Genomic DNA, 15,437 nt, shown 5'->3' with positions numbered 1-15,437 from the left:
GGGGGGTTAGTGAGGATTGGCGAGACTGGCGAGATTAGTGGGGTTGGTGTGGTTGGTGGGGTTGGTGGGGTTAGGGGGTCTTTCTCTGCTCACTCTTGTGCTCGGCCGTGCTCTTTCCGGCACTCACCCGCGCGAGCACTTCCCCCGTCCGCGGCCCCCACGCCACCACCACCGCCTCCTCGGGCACCTTCTGGTCGGGCGAGAGCAGCAGCCAGCGCACGTGGTTGCGGCGGACCGTCCGTGTGCGCTCGGCGCGGGTCGAGTCGGGGGAGAGGTACTCCCGCACCTCCTGGAGGCGGCGGTTGCGCGTGTCCTCGGCCAGTGACGGGTCCGGCCAGGCGGGGGCGACGAGGTTGGCGCCGTACGCGGGCAGGGAGCGGGTGGGGTAGTAGCCGTCGGTGAGGACGACGTCGCCCTCGTGCAGCCGGCTCACCGCCCAGCCGTAGCCGGGCCAGCGCGGCGGCTGGTCGAAGCCCACCGGGTCCAGGGCGCGCGGCACGACCGCCCCCGCCTGGAGCGTGAAGAAGCCGATGGCCGCTCCGGTGGCCGCGACGACCCCGAGGGCCGTGCGCCACCGGCGCCAGGGCCGTGGCGCCGCCAGTTCGATCGCGAGGGCGAACTGGAGCGGGACGAGGGTCAGGCCCAGGATGCGGCCGTAGGTGTAGTGACCGCTCAGCCAGCCGTACGCGACGACCGCGCAGTCCAGGGCGAACATCAGGACCAGGGGGTCGCGGCGGTTCTTGCGGAACCTCAGGGCGAGGGCCGGGAGGCCGAGCAGCGCGAGCCAGAACCTCCCCGGCAGCTCGGTGTAGAGCTGGCGGTGGATCCAGTCGACGCTCTCGTCGCCGACGAGGGAGAACACGGAGTAGTAGGGCCAGCTCGCCGCGGTCACCGCCGCCGTCACGGCGGTCACCGCCCACTTCCACAGCGCGGAGGGGAGCAGGGGGCGACGGGCCGACGCGGCGAACGCGACCACCCCGATCACCGCCGCCACGGACGAGATCGGGTGGACGAGCAGGATCACCCCGCACAGCGCGCCGAGACCCGCGTACGCCCAGCCGCTCCGGGGCGAGCGCGCGAGCGACCCCGCCAGGCCCCACGCCCAGAACGCCAGGCCGATCGCGAACGTCGACGGATACCCGAGGTTCCCCGTCATCGACATCAGGCCGAGGTAGCCGCTCCACCACGCCATCCGGGTGCCCCAGAGCACGACCATGGCGAACAGGGCGAGAACAGGCGCCCACTGACGTGGCGTCAGGACCCGCACGAACCGGCCGAGGCCCGTGAGCAGCACAAGGAGGTTCAGCGGCCCCGCGAGCTTCACGACCTCCCAGCCCGCGAGCCCCGTCGCCCGTGCGAAGACGCCCTGCGCCACCGCGTACGGCGAGTAGTACGGGCTGCCCGCGCCCGGCAGGTCCGCCATCGGGTGGCGCGGGTGCAGGAGGTCGGCCTTGAGCCGCTCGATCACCGCCGCGTGCTGCCCGAAGTCGCAGCACATCGGCACCCGCCAGAAGGCGAGGGACATGACGATCCAGAAGAGGCCGCCGAACACGAGGTACGGGCTCGGCCGCCACCGCGCGCGCCCGTGCAGGGCCGTCGAGCCGTGGACCTGGCGCCGTGTGCGGAGCGCGGTCCCCCGCGTGGCCATGGTCATCGCATGAGCCTCTCCGCGACCCGCGCCGACGCCTGCCCGTCGTCCAGGTCGCAGTAGGCCTCGCGGAACGCCGCGTACGCGTCCGCGTGCCGGGCCGTGAGGGAGTCGAGGTCGCGAAGGGCCTCGACCACCTCGCCGGTGGAGGCGAGCAGCGGGCCCGGTGCCCGCGTCTCGAAGTCGAGGTAGAAGCCGCGGACCGTGTCGCGGTAGTGCTCCAGGTCGTAGGCGTGGAAGAGCATCGGGCGGCCGGTGTGCGCGAAGTCGAACATGAGGGACGAGTAGTCCGTCACCAACACGTCCGAGACCAGGAGGAGTTCGGCGGCGCGGGGGTGGGACGACACATCGCGTACGAAGGGTGCGTGGGCCCCGGGCAGGCGGCCCGCCGTCAGCGGGTGCTTGCGTACGAGGAGGACGTGGTCGTCGCCGAGCACGTCCTGCGCGGCGGCGAAGTCGAGCGCGGGTTCGTAGCGGAAGCGGCCGGGGGAGTAGGCGAGGTGGTCCCGGTAGGTCGGCGCGTACAGGACGATCCGTTTGCCGGGGTCGATGCCGAGATCGCGGCGCACGCGCTCGGCGACCTTGGCGCGGTCCTCGGAGAAGAGGATGTCGTTGCGGGGGGAGCCCGCCTCCATGACCTCGCCATCGTAGGCAAGCGCACGCCCCAGATGCGGAGTTGAGAATCGGTTCGGCGACACGAGCACGTCCCACTGCCGGGAGAGCCTCGGCAGGACGTCGAGGTGGCCGTGGTCGGCGTAGAGGGTGTCGGTGAGATCGGTGCCGATGCGTTTGAGGGGCGCGCCGTTCCAGGTCTGTACGACGGTCTGCCCGTCCCGCCTCTCGAAGAAGTCGGGCAGATGCCCGGCGGTGACGATGCGGCGGCAGCGGGCGAGCGCCTCGTACCAGGCGGCGCTGTGCTCCTCCACGCCCTTCGCCCCCGCGGGGACCCGCGTCTGCTGGTCCTGCGTCACCCACAGGTGCTCGACCTGCGCGCCGCGCCGCACCAGCTCCTCGTGGACCGCGCGCGGGGAGTCCCCGTCGAAGTAGAGCACCGCGTCCCGCAGGGGCTGGGCGCGCCGGCTCGGATAGTGCGCGGTGCGCAGCCGATGCCGACGGTAGGCCCCGCGCTCGCCCCGCGCGAGCACGGACCCGGACTCCAGGAGCAGCCGGTCGCCGAACCGCCGGTCGACGGTGAACTCCCGCCCGTCCACGGTCTGGTGGAGCGGGAAGGCGGCGGACACGGAGGCGAGCAGCCGCACGGGCATGCCGTCCTCGGAGTGGGCACGGTGCGGGTCGCCCGCGGCGGGCGGGGCCGACAACGCGTGGGCCCGCGCGACGCCGGGCCTTCCCGCGCCACCACCCGCACTCGCCCCCGAGACCTCGCCCGCACCCGCAGCCGCGCCACCGCCCGCAGCCGTGCCACCGCCCGCACCCAAGACCTCGCCCCCGGCCGCACTCCCTCCACGCGGCCCCCCGCCTCGCACCCCTCCCACCCCTCCTACCTCCCGCAGGAACGCGTACCACCGCCCCTCCCGCAGCACCCCGCCCCCCGGCGCCACCACCCCCCGGAAGCGACCCGCGGCGCGCTCCACCGGGACCGTCAGTTCCTCGTCCCTGCCGCTGTGCCGGAGCACCAGTTCCGCCGTGTCCCAGTTCGCGTCGGACACCGTGCCCTCGATCGTCAGCGTGCCGTCCTCGCTCCACACCACCCGGTCGGCGATCGGCTGCCGGGTCAGTTCGACGACGAGCTGTCCCTGGTCGTTGGCCGACGCGCACAGCTCGCGGCCGTTCGCGCGCGAGGCGTAGCGTCCCGGCGGCAGGTCGAGGGCCGCGGCGAGGGACTTGAGCTTGCCGTCGGGCAGGACCAGGTTGGCCTGCCAGCGGTCGCCGTGCGGGGGCTCGACCTCCTTGGGGGCCAGGTGCGGGGTCGGTGCGATGTCCTCCAGGTCCGCGAGGCGCACGCGCACGTCGAAGCGGTCGTCGCCCGAGAGCGCCACGGGGTAGTCGAACTCCGCAGACGAGTGCTTGTGCGTCAGGCGCAGGGCCGTCGGGCGCAGATGGCTCGGCAGATGGCCGCTGAGGACCATCTCGTCGCCGTCCTGGTGATGGGCGTCGACCCGGGCCACGTAGTCCTGGATCTTCAGCACCAGGCGGCCCTTGCTGTAGCCGAGGACCAGGCGGAGCCCGTCGCCCAGTTCGCGCAGGACGGACTGGGCGGACGACCCGTCCAGGGGGCGGACCGCGGCCCGCCGCACCGAACCGTGGCCCGCGACGACCACGCCGAGCAGCCAGTTGCCGGGCCGCCACCTGCCGCCCGTCTTCAGCTGCTCGGGGTCGATGGTCAGCTCGAACCCGGAGAGGTCGTAGCAGTGCAGCTGCTGCCGGGAGTTCTCGGTGGCCTGCGGGGCGGCGACCGTCCGGGTGGCGACCTTCCTCAACCGGGCCCTGCTGTGGGCCGACTTGAGGACGGCCGCCTTGACGGAGTGCCCGGGACGCGTCGCCTCCAGGTTGCGCACGTACGCGTATCCGCTGATCCGAAGCAGCCCGTCCGCACCCCAGCCGGCCTCCCGCACCCGTGCGATGACCGGCAGCTCGCCCCGCCCGATGCGGGCAAGCTCCTGCGGCACCCGGATGTGGCCGCCCGACGCGCGCGGGTAGGCGGCACTGCGGCGCACCGCCCCCCGGATCTGGAAGGCGCTCCCGTTGCGCTGCTCGAAGGTGAGGAGGTCGATCAGATCGGCGGTGCGTCCTTCGCGTACGAGATGCCATTTCACGCGCAAGGACACCGGGAGCCCCGTGATCACCTCCGGATCGGCGCGGCGCAGGAACGCCGACGCGCCCTTCATGAAGGTCGCGCGGTACTCGGGCCCGCCCATCGGCAGACCCTGGAGGAAGTACACGAAGTCGTCGCGCAGGCAGGAGGTGTCGTACGTCCCCCGCATCTCGGGCGCGTGCTCGGCGAGGAACGCGCTGACGTGCGCGCACGCCGCGATCCGGTCGCGCACGCCCTTGACGTCCGTGCGCCGCCGGGTGATCGAGCCCTCGCGCACCCGCCAGTAGTAGACGTGGTCGCTGAGCACGTCCACGGAGCCCGCGAGGAAGTGCGCGGGGATCATGACGGGCGTGTCCTCGTAGAGCTTGCCCTCGGGGAAGGTGAAGCCGTGCCGGTCCCAGAAGGCGCGGCGGAAGACCTTGTTCCAGGCGACGCGGTCGGCGAGCAGCTCCAGGTCACGGCTGATGTGGGTGCGCGAGCGCGGCTCGGTCAGCCATTTGTACTGCCAGGCCTGCTGGCGTCCGCGTTCGTTCAGGCGCCAGACGTTGCCGCTCGCGAAGTCGGATCCCGTCGAGTCGAGGCTCGCGGTCATCCGCGCGTACGCGTCGTGCGGCACGACGTCGTCGCTGTCGACGAACGTCAGGTACTCGGCGGTCGGGGTGGCGTGCCGCACCCCGGTGTTGCGGGCGGCGCTGAGCCCCGCGTTCGGCTGGCGCACATAGACGAACCGTGGATCCTTCGCAGCGAACTCACGTGCGATCCGCGGACTGCCGTCCGTCGAGCCGTCGTCGACGAGCACGGCCTCCAGGTCGGCCATGGTCTGCCCGGCGATCGACTCCAGGCACTCTTCCAGGAACTCTTCGACGTTGTAGATGGGCACGACGACGCTGAGACGGGGCTGCACGGCGACCGGCCTTTCGTACGCTCCCGGGCACGGCAGTGGCAGGGGAGCGGCATGGGAGTGGCGTGGGGGGCAATCATGGGAATACGGGCGTATTCATCTCATTTGCCCCTTCTCGTCAATTTCTTTGCCTTCCTTCACCCCAATGAGTGAGGCGAGGTCTTCGACAGGACGTGTTCGGTTGACTACCTTCGGTGTTCATGTCGCGCTTCTCGGTCGTCGTCCCCGCCCATCGCGTCCAGGGCTATCTGCGGGAGTGCCTGGACTCCGTGCTCGCCCAGAGCCACCGCGATCTGGAGCTGATCGTCGTGGACGACGCGTCGCCGGACGCGTCCGCCGCGATCGCCGCGGAGTCCGCGGAGCGCGACCCGCGCGTGCGACTCGTGCGCATCCCGGCGCACGCGGGCGCGGGCCCCGCCCGCAACATCGGCGCGGACCGTGCCACCGGCGACTACCTCCTCTTCCTCGACGGCGACGACCTGCTCCTGCCGGGCGCCCTGGAGGCGATCGACGAGGCTCTCGGCATGGCCCCCGACGCGGCCGGGGCCCCGGACGTCCTGCTCTTCGGCCACGACCGCGTCGACTGGTGGGAGAACGTGCGCGCGGGCGGCGACGACCTGACGGGAGACCCCCTGGCCGTGACCGTCGCCGCCTGGAACCGCGTTTTCCGGCGTGACTTCTGGCAGGAGCGACGACTGACGTTCAGCGACGGGGCGTACGAGGACGTGGTGCCGGTGCGGCGCGCGACCCTGGCCGCGGGCGGACGCGCCGCCGTCCTCGACAAGGCGTGCGTCCGCTGGCGCGAGCGGCGCGGCGGCAGCTTCGCGACGTCACCGGGCCGGGCGCACTTCGCCGTCATCGGGCGGTACGAGGAACTGCTCGCCGCCGCCGACCCGGCCGACCGCGCCCGGCTCGCCCCGCACGCGGCGGCGCATCTGCTCGCGGTACTCGACGACGCCGGGCGCGTCGCGCCGCGCGACCGGCGTGACTTCTTCCGCGGGGCGGCCCGCCTCTACCGGACGTACGGGCCGGTCGAGGCGGCGGCCACACCGGGGGAGAAGGCCCTCGCCACCGCCTCGTACGCCGCCTACGAAGCGCAGCGCAAGAGCCGCTCCCGCAGGAAGGGCGTCACCCGGAAGCTCAAGGAGCAGAAGAAGAAGCTCCGCGCCCGCGCCATGCGCCTGGCCTACCGCACCGACCTGCGCCGCCCCCTCGACCCCCACCTCGCGGTCTACGGCGCCTACTGGAACCGCGGGATCTCCTGCAACCCCGCCGCCATCCACGCCAAGGCCCGCGAACTCGCCCCGCACATCAAGGGCGTGTGGGTGGTCTCGTCCCGGCACAAGCACCGCGTGCCCGCCGGGGTCGAGTACGTCGTCGAGGGCTCGCGGCGCTACTGGCAGGCGATGGCGAGAGCGACGTACCTGATCAACAACTCCAGCTTCCCCGGCGGATTCACCAAGCGCCCCGGCCAGGTCTACCTCCAGACCCACCACGGAACCCCGCTCAAGAAGATGGGCCTCGACCAGCGCCGCTACCCCGCGGGCACGCACGGCATCAGCTTCCAGAAGGTCCTCGACCACACCGACCAGTGGGACCTCAGCCTCTCCGCGAACCCGCACTCCACGGAGGTCTGGGAGCGGGTCTACCCCTCGACGGCGTACCAGGCCCTGGAGGCGGGCTATCCCCGCAACGACGTCTACTTCACGGCGGGCGACGCTGAAGTCCGAAAGATCCGCGAGGAGTTGGGGATCGCGGACGGCCGCACCGTACTGCTCTACGCGCCCACCCACCGCGACTACCAGAAGGGCTTCCTGCCCCGCATCGACCTGGAGCGCTTCGTGGGCTCGCTCGGCCCCTCGTACGTCGTGCTCGTGCGCGCCCACTACTTCTACGGCGCCGACGCGGGCCTGCGCCACCACCCGCAGCTCGTCGACGTCACCGGGCACGCGCGCGTGGAGGACCTCTGCCTGGCCGCCGACGCCCTCGTCACGGACTACTCGTCGCTGATGTTCGACTACGCCTGCCTGGACCGCCCGATCGTGACGTACGCCCCCGACTGGCAGGCCTACCGCCTCGCCCGCGGCACCTACTTCGACCTCCTGTCGGGGCGCGCGGGCGAGACGCCGGGGGCCGTGGCCACCACCGAGGACGAGCTCGCCGGGCTCTTCCGCGCCGGCGAGTGGGACACGGCGGAGGCGGCGCGGCTGCGCAAGGCGTTCCGGGCGCGGTTCTGCCCGTACGACGACGGGGGCGCCGCCGAACGCGTGGTCCGGCGGCTGTTCCTGTCGCAGTAGGCCAGCCCCGCTCGTGGCCGGTCAGCCCCGCTCGTAGGGCGAGCGCACCGGGAAGTACGCCGCGAGGAACGAGCGCATGGCAAGGGCCATCTCCTCGTCGGCGAGCTCGCTGTCCGGGGACTCACCGATGCAGAAGGCCGTCTTGTTGCGGCCCTGGAGCAGCTGGCCGAGGCGTGCGTGGTCGGCGCGCCTTCCGATGTCGACGAAGTCGTAGGAGATGCCCGCCGGTACCGCGCGTCCCGTGAGGTAGGCGTAGTGGTGGTGCAGGGACGACACCAGGGCCAGGTCACTGTTCGAGCGGAAGCGGCTGCGCGCGGTGGCGCCGAGCTCGTCCGGGAAGCGCTCGGTGAGCTCCGCGAGGACACTGCGGTGCAGGGCGTAGGGCGCGTGGAAGAAGCTGTGCGTCGTCGTCCTGCCGAACTCCCGCTCGAGCAGGGCCCGGTTGTTCTTCGCCGCTGCCAGATAGCCCTCGTCGTCCGGTGAGACGGGCAGCGCGGGCACGGACGCCGACGACCAGAAGAAGCGCGATGTGCCCGAGCTGAGGAAGAAGGTCTCCGGGGTGGTGGGGCGGCCGAGGAACATGTCGTCGTTGAGGTAGAGGAAGTGCTCCGACAGGCCCTCGACGCGGTGCAGTTGGCTCTCGATGGAGTGGGAGTTGAAGGTGGGGAGCGTGTCGTCCGGGTCGGCGAACAGGTCGCGGTGGTCGATGACCGTGATGCGCGGGTGGGCCTCGTTCAGCCAGGACGGGGTCTGGCCCGCCGTGACGAGGTAGATGTGCCGGATCCAGGGCGCGTTCGCCGCCAGGGAGCGCAGTGAGTAGCGCAGCTCGTCGCGGTTGCGGAAGCGGACGGTGCCGTGGTCCGGCGACGATTCGTCGCCGGGGACGCCGAGGGCCTCGTCGCGGCGGGCGCGCCACTGGGGGTCGGAGTCGTCGACCCAGGTGTAGACGGCGTCGATGGGGAAGTCGATATCGCTGATGAGGAGTTGGGAGAAGACGTCGAGGGTCGGGTACGAGCGGTCCGCGACGCGCAGGGTGGCGGTGGGGGAGAGGGAGGGCAGCCGGGACCCGGCGAGGGTGCTGCCGAAGGGCGCGCGCCGGGCGTCGCTTCCGTCGGCTGGGCCGGCCCCGTCGGTCGCGTCGTCGGCGGCCCGTGGCCAGAACGCCACCGTGCAGGACTGTCCGGCACCGTGCCGCAGGGAGAGCGTCGTCGTGGTCACCGGCTTGAAGATCTTGACGCCCGCGACCTCGCCGATGCCGTCGAGGCGCTCGGCGAGCACGACTCCGGGTGCGGCGTCCCGTGGATGGACCAGCTCGGCGTACACGGGCTGACCGTGCAGGGACTCGGCGAGCGCCTTGAGCGCGCCGTCGCGTTCGTCGTCGGCCACGGCGAGGGTGTGCGTGGTGCCCGAGGTGCGGACGAGGACGTAGGGAATGTCCTCGGACTCCAGTGCGGTGGCGGTGAGTTCGAGGTTCCAGTCGGTCATGTCGGGCGCGAGGACGTCGTCACGGCGCTCGGCGAGACGGCCCACCGAGCGGATGAGGATGCCGCTGGTGTCGGCGGCGATGATCTCGTCCTCGCGGGCCCGCTCCTCGGCGCCGGGCGCGGCGTCCAGGGTGTACGGCGTGGTCGGGCGGAAGCCGCATCCGCCGGACGCGACACCGAGCGCCACCCGGTCCGCGCGGTCGTCGAGCCGCTCGGGGGCGTCGCGCCGGGCCACGAGCCGCGAGTACAGCTCCTGCCAGCGCGCGGTGACGTCGGTGGCGGAGAAGCGGGCGTAGACGCCTTCGCGGGCGGCGTGGGCGTAGCTTCGGCGGGTCTCGGGATCGCCCATCAACTCGCTCATGGCGGCGGCCAGTTCGTGGACCTCGCCGGGCGGTACGAGCAGCCCGTCGACGCGGTGCCTGACGATCTCGGCGGGCCCGGTCAGGACGTCGTACGCGACGACGGGCACACCCGCGGCGAGCGCTTCGAGCAGCACGAGCGGGAAGGCTTCGTTGTGCCCGGCGGTCATCAGGGTGAGCCCCGCCTTGGCCCACTCGGCGGCCATGTCCTGGCAGGGTCCGAGGAGTTCGACGCGGTCCTGCAGGCCGAAGCCGTCGACCAGGCGGCGCAGTTGCTGCTCGCGGTGGCCGCCGCCGAAGACGCGCAGGGTCCAGTCCGGATAGGCGTCGGCGATCTCGGCGAAGGCCCGCACGGCGTGGTCGACGCGCTTCTCGCCGGTGAGCCGCGCGGCCATGACGATGACCTTGCTCTCGCCGTCGGCGCGGGGCCGGAAGCCGTCGGGCACGGCGTTCGGGATGACCGCGAGCTCGGGGGCGGTGGCGCCGAGGGACTCCGCGATCCAGTCGCGGGTGCGCTCGGTGAGGGTGACCAGGGCGTCCAGGCGCGGCGCGTGCAGGAGCAGGGGTTCGCCGGAGGGGCCGCGGCGCTGGGTCGGGCGGTGTTCCTGGTGCACGGTGACGACACCGGCCGGGACGAGCCCGACGGCGGCGGCCATCAGGGCGGGCGTCGTGGTGACCAGGACGTCGGTGTCCAGGGTGGTCAGGGCGGCGGCCATCTCGACGTCGGAGAGCCGGTCGAAGGCCGGCTCCCAGGAAGGCTTGATCAGTTCGCTGGGCAGCGCGGCCAGGGTGCGGCAGGCGGCCTCGTCGAGGCGCGAGGCACGCACCGGGCGCTCGGGGGTCGCCGTGCGGTCGACGAGATAGCGGACGGGGAGGCTGCGGGCCTCGGGGAAGAAGGGCTCGGGGCGGGTCCTGAAGACGGAGATGACCTCGACGTCGTGCCGGTCCGCGAGGTGCTGGGCCTGGGTGTAGGTGGCCAGCTCGGTGCCGCCCATCTCGTCGCCCCAGCCGAGGAGGTACGTGATCTTCATGAGGTCTCCTTCGAGATGTCCCAGCACGTCAGGGCGAAGGCGCCGGACTTGGTGAAGTGGGCGTGGGCGCGGACCAGGGCGCCGCCCGGCAGGGCGAAGACACGGAAGGGGGTGGGGCAGGCGGCCGAGGGGTCGCGCACGTCGGAGAGCCATCGTCCGAGGGGGAGCGGGGCGGCGGCGCGGCTCTCCGCCTCCACGTGGAAGTCCCACACCCACTGGCCCGGGCTCGCCGCTGCCATCTCCCCGAGGGGCAGCCGGAAGCTGAACTCGGCGCCGTCCCACACCGCTCCCACGGGCACGGTGACGCCGTCCCGCCGCCGCACGGCCTTCGCCCGCCACCGCCGCCGGTCGCCCGTCATGACGAGCCGCCCGTGCACGGTGATGCCGTCGCCGCCGGGCACGAATCGCAGGAGCTGCGCGCGAGGCTTGGACCGGGTCACTTGCAGCACCGCGCGCCCGCTGCGGCACCGGACGACGCGGATGAGCGTGCCGGTGCGGGGGTCGGGGGCGTGCGGAAGGGTGGGCGTGGGCGGCAGTTCGGTGTCCCCGTCCCCGTCCCCGTCGATGCCGATGCCGCGCCGCAGTTCGCGTCCGCGGGCGTCGGCGGTGACGACCGTGAGCCGCCAGACGCCTTCGCCCAGACGTGGGCCGGCCGGGGTCTTCGCCGCGACGAGGGCGTCGCGTACGTCGCGCAACGTGGCGGTACCGGCGAGCAGCAGCCCCCCGTGGGCGTGCTGCTCGAAGGCGAGCGGGACGCGGAACCGGCGGTGGCCGCGCGAGAGGACCAGCCGGGCCCGCTCCACCTGCTCGTCGGGGCGGACGGCGACGGCGAGGTTGAGCGTACGGCTGTCCCGGATCGACAGATGCACGGGCGCGAGGAGCCCCTGCGCCCCGCCCCCGGACCGGCCACCGACCCGGCCCGCCGCGGCGCGTTCCGCGCGAAAGCGCGTGGTCCTCGCGGTGGCGAGGAGCCGCCGCACGGCGGGCGGCGGAGCCGGGGTCATGGCGTGAACCCAATGTGGTGCATTGGGCCACTTTGCCCGTAGTCCGCTCCGATGTGCCCGTTGTTCGCTCCGGTACGGGGCGAGGCCGCGTACGGGTCACCCGGCTGGCGGACGTGGGCGTAACCGAGGGCGAGTTGTGGTGTTATGCCCCTTAATGGTTATTTCTCCCGCGCAGTTCCAGCGCCGTAAGGAACCATCCGCACCACCGGAATCCGCACCACGGGCCGAAGCCCCCTCTTCGGCTCCCGGGCCGCGCGCGCTCGCCCTGTGCCGCCGCTGGGCCGACCCCGCGGCCGTGGCGCTCACGACCCTCCTGGTCACCTGGCGCGCGAGCTCGCTGGGCCAGTGGATCGTCGACGACGCGGCCATCACCTTCGCCTACGCCCGCAGCATCGACGAGGGCCTGGGCCCCGTGCAGCAGCCGGGCGCCGACCCCGTCGAGGGATACTCCAACCCCTCCTGGCTGGCCCTGCTCGTCATCGGCCGCAGGCTCGGCCTCTTCGACCACGGCGCGCTCCTGGGGGTCAGCGACCTGGTGCTCTACCCCAAGGCCCTCGCGCTGCTCTGCACGGCGGGCGTGCTCGCCTGCGTGGCCGCGGCGGCGCGGGCCGTGTTTCCGGGGCGGGCCTGGGCGGTGACGCTCCTTGCCGGTGGCGTCCTGGCCGCCAACCTGTCGTACGTGGCCTGGTCCTTCTCGGGACTTGAGAACCCGCTGTACGCCCTGACCGCCGCGGCGACCGGGGCGCTGCTCGTCAGGGCCGCCGTGCGCGACACCCTGCTGCGGCCCGCCGTCGCCGTGAGCGCGGGCGCCCTCGCGCTGCTCGCCGCGCTGACCCGTCCCGACGGCGCGGTACTCGCGGCGGCCCACCCGCTGACCGTGCTGCTGTTCCTGCGCCGGGACGGCGTCGCGCGGGGCGCGCGGGCCGTGGCCCTGAGCTGCGGCACGTTCGCGTCGCCGTACGCGGCCTTCCTCCTGTGGCGCCACGCGGCCTTCGGGCTCTGGGTCCCCAACACGGCGGTCGCCAAGTCCCAGCAGGTCCCGCAGCTCGCCCAACTGTCCTCCGTGGGCGAGCTGCTGACCTACGGCGGCTGGGTGCTCGCCCTGATCGGCGCGGCCTGCGCCGGCATCGCGCTCGCCCGCGGAGGACCGGCGCGCGGCGCCCTCACGGCGCTGCTCGTCCCCCTCGCCCTGACCCTCCTCGCGTACGGCGTGCTCGGCCGCGACTGGATGAAGCTGTACCGCTTCGCGACCCCGGTGTGGGTGCTCGCCGCGATGGCGCTCGCCCTGGCCGCGGTCGCCGTCTGGCAGGCGGAGCACCCTCGTGCCCGCGTCCTCCTCGGCTGCGCCCTCGCGGGATCCCTGCTGCTCTCGGTCACCGGACAGGCCGCGCAGGACCGCAAGTTCGTCCACCGCCCGACCCTGTCCATGTGCTTCGTGGCCGAGCGCTACGGCGAGACCTTCAACGCGTACGCCCGTCATCTCGGCCTGCGCGACGCCACCGTCGCCCTGCCCGACCTGGGCGGCACCCTGCTCACCTCGCGGCTGCGCGTCGTGGACGTCGCGGGCCTGACCGACCGCCGTGTCGCCGACGCGTACGCCGCCGCCGACAAGGCCGCCCTGCGCGACTACGTACTGAACGCGGTGCGCCCCGAACTGCTCCACGTACACGCCGCCTGGACCCGCAGATCGGGCCTGACCCCGCCCGTCCTGGCAGCCGCGGGCTACGTCCCCCTCTACATCGAGGGCGACGGCGGCGACTTCGTCCGGGCCGACGCGGTGAAGGACCCGGCCCGGATCGCCGCGCTGCGCGAACGCGTGCGCCCGGCCCTGGACGACATGGTCGCCCGGATGCGCCCGGCGGGATGCGGTCCGGTCCTGCGCGCCGGAGAGGGGTCCCCCGCATGACGACAGCTCTCCCGCGCCAGACCCGCCCGCTCCCCGGGCTCCCCACCGCCACCGAGCCCGCACCCCGGGTCGACTCCCTCACCGGGATGCGCTTCATCGCCGCCTTCGCGGTGTTCGTGCACCACTTCACCGGGCTCAGCGCGCAGGGCGGCGTGGCCCACGCGCCGCTGCTCTTCCCGTACTCGACGCTCGGTGCGAACGGCGTGGGGTTCTTCTTCGTGCTCTCCGGCTTCCTGCTCACCTGGGGGCACCGCCCCGGCACCCTCGCCCGCCTCTTCTACTGGCGCAGGGCGGGTCGCATCCTCCCCGCCCACCTGGTCGCGACCATCCCCTGCGTCTGGGTCTTCTACCTCTGGGGCGGTGTGCCGACGGACGACTTCAGCTTCGTCGCCTCGCTCTTCCTCGCGCAGACCTGGTTCCCCGGTGTCGTGCCGACGCTCCCCGGCAACGGCGTCGCCTGGACACTCAGCGTCGAGGCCTTCTTCTACCTGCTCTTCCCGTTCGCGATCCGCGGCGCCCTGCGCCTGCGCACCCGCACCCTCGCCCTGATCGCGGGCGGCGGACTCGTCGCCATGTGGCTGGTCAAATGGTGGACGGCCGTCCACCTCTCGCCCTTCGCCAGCGAGTGGATCATGCGCAACCCGGTGAGCCGCCTCCCCGAGTTCGGCGTCGGGATGGCCTGCGCGCTCGCCCTGCGCCGGGGGTACCGCTTCCGGCTCGACCCGCCCGTGCTGCTCGGCTGCCTCGCCGCGTACGCCGTCCTGTACTGCCACCGCACGACCTGGTTCGGCCCGCAGGTGGCCGCGCAACTCCTGTGGACCCTGCGGCCGTTCGCCGCGCTCTTCGCCGTCCTCTTCATCGCCGCCTACGTCCAGCGCGAGCTGACAGGGCGCCGCGGCTGGCTCTGCTCGCGCCCGATGGTGCTGCTCGGGCTCTGGTCGTACGCCTTCTATCTGCTGCACCAGACCGTCAACCGCCTGATCCTCGACACCTGGGGCCGCCCGCAGCCGGAGAACTCCGCGGTCTTCACGCTCCTGGGCGTCGCGGTCACCGTGGTCGCGCTGTCCTGGGCGATGTTCACGTACGTCGAGGAACCGGCGCGGAAGTGGTGCGCCCGGCGCACCCCGGGCAGCTGGCGCCGCTGTGTCGGTACGCGCTAAACGCGGGTATTGCAGAGAAGATCCCCGTTGAGGCCGATGTAGGAGGAGACGTGCACCAGTCCGCGTACGAACAGATGGAACTCTGTGTGGAGCGGTACATGCCCACGGGGAGGCGCCACCGGGTGGTCGATCTCGGCGCCCGGGTCTCCGACGGGCAGACCCGCACCCACAAGGCCCTGCTCGAAGGGCGCGACACGGAGTTCGTGGGCGTCGACGTGCTCGACGGCCGCAACGTCGACGCCGTGATGACGAAGCCGTACCGGATCCCCGTGAAGTCCCGCAGCGCCGACTTCGTCATCTCCGGGCAGGCGTTCGAGCACATCCCCTTCTTCTGGGCGACGATGCTGGAGATCGCCCGCGTCCTGAAGCCGCGGGGCGTCGCCTTCGTGACGGCGCCCTCGCGCGGCCATGTGCACGACGCGCAGGACTGCTGGCGCTACTACCCCGACGGGTTCCGCGCCATGGCCGCGTACAGCAGGCTCGAACTCCGCGAGGCCTACACGGACTTCCCGCCCATGAAGGGCATCCGCCACGCCTACGGAAGCATCGACGCCAAGCACGCCTACTGGGGCGACTCCGTGGGCGTCTTCCAGCGGCCCGAGAACTACCCGAGTCTCACCATGGCCTTCGTGCGGTCCACGACCACGTGGTGGGCGAACAGGATCGGCGGGGTCGACGGCGTACCGCTGCCCGAGCCCATCGAGGGGCGCGCGCACTGCGGCAGACCGAAGACGGTGGTGGCGCCGCGCTCGGTGGACGAGCAGCCGGAGCGGCCCGTACAGCCATCGCAGTCCGTTTCGGCACCAAGTGACGCCACATGAACCTATGTTGACGAAATGTGACATGAAGGATGAGTTGGGCGTACTGTCCGCTT

8 protein-coding genes are annotated in these 15,437 nt (G+C 72.6%); 4 read left to right on the top strand and 4 right to left on the bottom strand.

Going from position 1 to position 15,437, the window contains the following annotated elements; all coding sequences use genetic code 11:
* Nucleotides 1-70 precede the first annotated feature (70 nt).
* On the bottom strand, nt 71-1,654 hold the full coding sequence (locus ACFVXC_RS24650; RefSeq protein WP_389908590.1) for a hypothetical protein: 1,584 nt from the start codon (nt 1,652-1,654) through the stop codon (nt 71-73).
* The gene (locus ACFVXC_RS24645) at nt 1,651-5,325 is read right to left on the bottom strand and encodes a CDP-glycerol glycerophosphotransferase family protein (protein ID WP_389908587.1); all 3,675 of its coding nucleotides are present in this window, start codon (nt 5,323-5,325) and stop codon (nt 1,651-1,653) included. Before ACFVXC_RS24645 ends, ACFVXC_RS24650 begins: the two co-directional genes overlap by 4 nt.
* 197 nt (nt 5,326-5,522) lie before the next feature.
* On the opposite strand from ACFVXC_RS24645, the gene ACFVXC_RS24640 reads away from it, so the two are divergent.
* Entirely contained in the window at nt 5,523-7,619 is a 2,097-nt protein-coding gene (locus tag ACFVXC_RS24640; protein WP_389908584.1) for a CDP-glycerol glycerophosphotransferase family protein, read from the top strand.
* A 21-nt stretch (nt 7,620-7,640) separates the two neighbouring features.
* On the opposite strand, the gene ACFVXC_RS24635 is transcribed toward ACFVXC_RS24640, so the two are convergent.
* Nucleotides 7,641-10,493 (bottom strand): stealth conserved region 3 domain-containing protein, encoded by a 2,853-nt coding sequence (locus ACFVXC_RS24635; protein WP_389908581.1) that lies wholly within the window; start codon nt 10,491-10,493, stop codon nt 7,641-7,643.
* Nucleotides 10,490-11,497 (bottom strand): hypothetical protein, encoded by a 1,008-nt coding sequence (locus tag ACFVXC_RS24630; RefSeq protein WP_389908578.1) that lies wholly within the window; start codon nt 11,495-11,497, stop codon nt 10,490-10,492. Before ACFVXC_RS24630 ends, ACFVXC_RS24635 begins: the two co-directional genes overlap by 4 nt.
* A 295-nt stretch (nt 11,498-11,792) precedes the next feature.
* Between ACFVXC_RS24630 and ACFVXC_RS24625 the strand changes: the two genes are divergently transcribed.
* From ACFVXC_RS24625 to ACFVXC_RS24615, 3 genes are read left to right on the top strand one after another with little or no spacing between them, the layout of a single operon-like run.
* Nucleotides 11,793-13,403 (top strand): hypothetical protein, encoded by a 1,611-nt coding sequence (locus tag ACFVXC_RS24625; protein WP_389908576.1) that lies wholly within the window; start codon nt 11,793-11,795, stop codon nt 13,401-13,403.
* Nucleotides 13,400-14,563 carry an acyltransferase family protein gene (locus ACFVXC_RS24620; RefSeq protein WP_389908573.1) on the top strand — a complete coding sequence of 388 codons (1,164 nt, stop codon included), beginning with the start codon at nt 13,400-13,402 and terminating at the stop codon, nt 14,561-14,563. The genes ACFVXC_RS24625 and ACFVXC_RS24620 overlap by 4 nt, the downstream gene beginning before the upstream one ends.
* 50 nt (nt 14,564-14,613) lie before the next feature.
* Nucleotides 14,614-15,384: a class I SAM-dependent methyltransferase gene (locus tag ACFVXC_RS24615; protein WP_389908570.1), complete on the top strand. Its 771-nt coding sequence runs from the start codon at nt 14,614-14,616 to the stop codon at nt 15,382-15,384.
* The last annotated feature ends 53 nt before the right edge of the window (nt 15,385-15,437 follow it).

It is taken from the genome of Streptomyces sp. NPDC058257 (assembly GCF_042881845.1).
Lineage (GTDB): Bacteria > Actinomycetota > Actinomycetes > Streptomycetales > Streptomycetaceae > Streptomyces.
The sequence above is the reverse complement of the archived record's forward strand: the minus strand, read 5'-3'. Positions and strand labels throughout refer to the sequence as shown.